5 protein-coding genes are annotated in these 4090 nt (G+C 77.9%); 3 read left to right on the top strand and 2 right to left on the bottom strand.

The window, feature by feature from the left end; all coding sequences use genetic code 11:
* Positions 1-10: 10 nt before the first annotated feature.
* Together GTR00_RS15945 and GTR00_RS15940 are read right to left on the bottom strand one after the other, a co-directional pair.
* Complete coding sequence (locus tag GTR00_RS15945; protein WP_166612576.1) at positions 11-580, bottom strand: hypothetical protein; 570 nt, start codon at positions 578-580, stop codon at positions 11-13.
* Between the two features lie 67 nt (positions 581-647).
* The gene (locus GTR00_RS15940) at positions 648-1202 is read right to left on the bottom strand and encodes a DinB family protein (RefSeq protein WP_166612575.1); all 555 of its coding nucleotides are present in this window, start codon (positions 1200-1202) and stop codon (positions 648-650) included.
* A gap of 78 nt (positions 1203-1280) precedes the next feature.
* Between GTR00_RS15940 and GTR00_RS15935 the strand changes: the two genes are divergently transcribed.
* The 3 genes from GTR00_RS15935 to GTR00_RS15925 all read left to right on the top strand — a co-directional run bounded on the left by GTR00_RS15935 (position 1281) and on the right by GTR00_RS15925 (position 4029).
* On the top strand, positions 1281-2264 hold the full coding sequence (locus GTR00_RS15935) for a helix-turn-helix transcriptional regulator (protein ID WP_166612574.1): 984 nt from the start codon (positions 1281-1283) through the stop codon (positions 2262-2264).
* 9 nt (positions 2265-2273) lie between these two features.
* Complete coding sequence (locus GTR00_RS15930) at positions 2274-2852, top strand: NYN domain-containing protein (protein ID WP_166612573.1); 579 nt, start codon at positions 2274-2276, stop codon at positions 2850-2852.
* Positions 2853-2937: 85 nt separating this feature from the next.
* Positions 2938-4029 (top strand): NAD(P)/FAD-dependent oxidoreductase, encoded by a 1092-nt coding sequence (locus tag GTR00_RS15925; RefSeq protein ID WP_323132528.1) that lies wholly within the window; start codon positions 2938-2940, stop codon positions 4027-4029.
* Positions 4030-4090 lie beyond the last annotated feature (61 nt).

The raw sequence follows: 4090 nt of genomic DNA, 5'->3' as shown, positions 1-4090 counted from the left end.
GGGGGAGGGTTCAGAGCTGGGCGCGGCGGTGCTCGACGGCCCCCAGCACCGTCTTGCGGCCCTTGCCGAGCTCCTTCTCCGCCCGCTCGGCGCGGTCCAGCTCGTCCGCGTCGTCCATGCGCCGCACCCGCTGCGCCGCCTCGGCGGCGGTGAGGTCGATCAGCTCGGCGGCCTCGCGGGCGTGCCGGGCCGCGTCGGTGTCGGCGACGTGCTGGCCCCGCCCGGAGCGCTTGCGCTCCTCGGTGGCGCGCTCCTCCTCCTCGCTCAGCAGCTCCCACGCCGCCTCGGGCAGGTAGCGCTGGGTGCCCCCGCCGGTGCGGGCCCGCGTCGAGCCGTCGGCGGTGCGCCAGTCCTGCCCGGTCCACTCCTGCAGGTGCTGCTGGGACTCGCTGCGCCGCTCGGGGTGGCGGTAGCCACCGCCCTGCGCCTCGTACTCGTGCGTGAGCAGCTGGCTCTTGCGCGCGCTCCACCGGCCGGGCTCCCCGCCCTTGTCGCCGGCCTTGATCTCCTCCTTGAGCCGCTCGCGCAGCTCCGGCTCCGTGTAGTCCTCGCCGTAGTCCTCCGCCGACTTCCCGCTCATGGCGTGCAGGTACCCCGGCGGGGGCCGGTCGATGCGCGCCGGCCCCCGGTCCTGCGGTGCGCGGGGCTCAGCCCATCGTCTTCTGCCCGTCGAGGGACTCGCGCAGCACGTCGGCGTGCCCGGCGTGCTGGGTGGTCTCGGCCAGCACGTGCAGCAGGACCCGCCGCGCCGACCAGCGCGCCCCCGGCTCGAACCACGGCGCCGGCGGCAGCTCCCGGTCGGCGTCCAGGTCCGGCAGGGAGCGCACGACCTCCTCGGTGCGCCGGGCCACCGCGTCGTAGGCGTCGAGGACGTCGGCCAGGCGCTCGCCGGGCAGCACCCGGAACCCGTCGGCCCAGGTGTCGCCGTCGGTGCCGCTGACGGCCTCGGGGCCCTCGGTGAGGAACCCGGTCCACCCGGACTCCACGAGGGTGACGTGCTTGACGAGCCCGCCCAGGCACAGCTCGCTGACGGTGGTGCGCCGCGCGGCCTGCTCGTCGGTCAGGCCGCGCACGGTGTGCCGCAGGAAGCCGCGGTGCAGGGCCAGCGCGCTCAGCAGGTCCTCCACCTCCCGGCTCGCGGCGCCGGCGGCGGTGGCGGGAGGGGCGGGGGTGGTGCCGGGGGTGTTCGTCGTCGTGGTCATGCCTCCACACTCCTGCCCGAAGGTGACAGTTCCCGACCGCTGCCCCGAGCGGGTCCGCGCCGATCCGAGGAGGGGTCCGTGTCCACCAGCGCCCGCACCCTGCAGCTGCTGTCGCTGCTGCAGTCGCACCGCCTCGTGGCCGGCGCGGAGCTGGCCGCGCGCCTGGAGGTCTCGCTGCGCACCCTGCGCCGCGACGTGGACCGGCTGCGCGAGCTGGGCTACCCCGTGCAGGCCCACCGCGGCGGCGCGGGCGGCTACCGGATGCTGCCGGGGGCGAGCCTGCCGCCGCTGGTGCTCGACGACGACGAGGCCGTCGCCCTGGTGGTGGGCCTGCAGGCCGCCGCCTCCTCCGCGGTGGCCGGCACCGCGGAGGCGTCGGTGCGGGCGCTGGCGAAGGTGGGCGCGGTGCTGCCCGCGCGGCTGCGCCGGCGCGCCGAGGCCCTGGGGGAGGCCACCGTGCCGGCGCGCTGGGCGGAACCGGTCGCCGTCGTCGACGCGGCCGTGCTCACGGCGCTGGCGCAGGCGTGCCGGGGCCGCCAGGGCGTGGAGTTCGAGCACACCGGCGCCGACGGCGAGGTGGTGGCGCGCCGCGCCGACCCGCACCGGCTCGTGCGGATGGACCCGTACTGGTACCTGCTGGCGCACGACCTGGACCGGCACGACTGGCGGGTCTTCCGCCTGGACCGCGTCGCCGGGGTGCGCGGAACGGGGCGGGTGTTCGCCCCGCGCGAGGTGCCCGGCGGCGACGCCGGCGAGTTCGTGCGCCGGCGGTTCGACGGCGGCGCCGCCCGGCACGAGGTGCGCGCCCTCGTGGAGGCGCCGGCGGCCCGGGTGCGCCGCGCGCTGGGCCCGTGGGCGCGCGTGGAGGCCGACGGGGAGCAGCGCTGCGAGCTGCGGGTGAGCACGACCTCCCTGGACTGGGCGGCCTTCGCGCTGCTGCGCACGGGGGCGCGCTTCACCGTCCTGGAGCCGCCGGAGCTGCGCGAGCACCTGGCCTCCTGGGCCGCCCGCCTGCCCGCTCCCGACCCCGCGCCCGCTCACCGGGGGCGGGGCGGGCGCTAGCCTCGGGGCGTGACGAGCGCGACGGCCAGCGGGACCAGCACCACCTACGTCGTGGTGGACGGGGAGAACATCGACGCCACCCTGGGCGCCTCGATCCTCGACGGCCGGCCCGCCCCCGAGCAGCGCCCCCGCTGGGAGCGCCTGCTGGACTTCGCCCGCACCACCCACCAGCAGCCCGCCAAGGGCCTGTTCTTCCTCAACGCCAGCTCCGGCTACCTGCCGATGTCGTTCGTGCAGGCGCTGCTGGCGCTGGGCTACCAGCCGATCCCGCTGTCCGGCGGGCCGGGGGAGAAGGTCGTCGACATCGGCATCCAGCGCACGCTGGAGGCGCTGGCCGGCCGCGAGGGCGACGTGCTGCTCGCCAGCCACGACGGCGACTTCCTGCCGCAGATCGACGCCCTGCTCGACGGAACGCGCCGCGTGGGCCTGTTCGCCTTCCGCGAGTTCGTCAACAACCAGTACGCCGCCCTGTCCGAGCGGGGCCTGCGCGTCTACGACCTCGAGGACGACGTGCGCGCCTTCAACGTCGTCCTGCCGCGCGTGCGGATCATCTCCCTGGCCGACTTCGACCCGCTGCGCTACCTCTGACCCACCGGCCCCGTTTGCCGTTCCGGCACGCACGCTCGACCCCGCCCCACCCGTGGGGGCACCTTCCCCCGCGGAGGTGGTCCACGTGGACGAGCAGGTCGTGGAGAAGGTCGCGGGACGGGACGTCCCCGGGGTGTGGGACGCGGTGGTCGTCGGCGGCGGTGCCGCCGGGCTGAGCGGGGCGGTGGCGCTGGCGCGCTCGCTGCGCAGCGTGGTCGTCGTCGACGCGGGCGAGCCCCGCAACGCCCCCGCCGCGGGCGTGCACAACTACCTCAGCCGTGACGGGGTGCCCCCGCGCGAGCTGACGGCCCTGGGCCGGCGCGAGCTCGCCGGCTACGGCGGCACGGTCGTCGACGGCGAGGCCGCCGACGCCCGCCGGCTGCCCGGCGACGGGCCCGCGCGCTTCGAGGTGGTCCTGCACGGCGGGCGGGTGCTGCGCTCGCGGGCGCTGCTGGTGGCCACCGGCGCCGTCGACGAGCTGCCGGACGTGCCCGGGCTGCGCGAGCGGTGGGGCCGCGACGTGCTGCACTGCCCGTACTGCCACGGCTGGGAGGTGCGCGGGCAGCCGATCGCCGTGCTCGCCACCAGCCCGGTGTCCTTCCACCAGACGCTGATGTGGCGCCAGCTCAGCGACGAGGTCACCGTCGTCCTGCACGGCGCCGAACCCTCGCCCGAGCAGTGGGAGCAGTTCGCCGCCCGCGGCGTCGCCGTCGTCGACGGGCCCGCCGCCGGCGTGCGCGTGCAGGGCGGCGCGCTCACCGGCGTGCAGCTCGCCGACGGCCACGTGGTGCCCGCCCGGGCGCTGGCGGTGGCCTCGCGTCCGCTGGTGCGCGCCGGGTTCCTCGCCGGCCTGGGCCTGCGGCCGGTGGACGTCGAGGTGATGGGGCACGTCGTGGGCAGCGCCCTGCCCGCCGGGCCCGCCGGGGCCACGGACGTCCCGGGGCTGCGGGTGGCGGGCAACGCCGCCGACCTCGTGGCGCAGGTCGGCTCCTCGGCCGCGGCCGGCGTGCTCGCCGGCGCCGCCCTGAACGCCGACCTGGTCGCCGACGACGCCGCGCGCGCGGTCGCCGCGCGCCGCGCCCGGGACTCCTCGCCCGCCGCGGTGTTCGCGCCACGCTCGGAGGCGGCGGTGGCGGCGCGGGTCCTGGGCGCCCGGGCCCACGGCACCAGCGCCTAGGAGCAGCGCCCGGGAGCAGCGCCCGGGAGCAGCGCCCGGGAGCAGCGCCCGGCGGGGCGGG

It is taken from the genome of Kineococcus indalonis, assembly GCF_009906395.1.
Classification (GTDB): domain Bacteria; phylum Actinomycetota; class Actinomycetes; order Actinomycetales; family Kineococcaceae; genus Kineococcus; species Kineococcus indalonis.
Note: the sequence above shows the minus strand (reverse complement) of the source record. Positions and strands in the feature narration are given on the sequence as shown.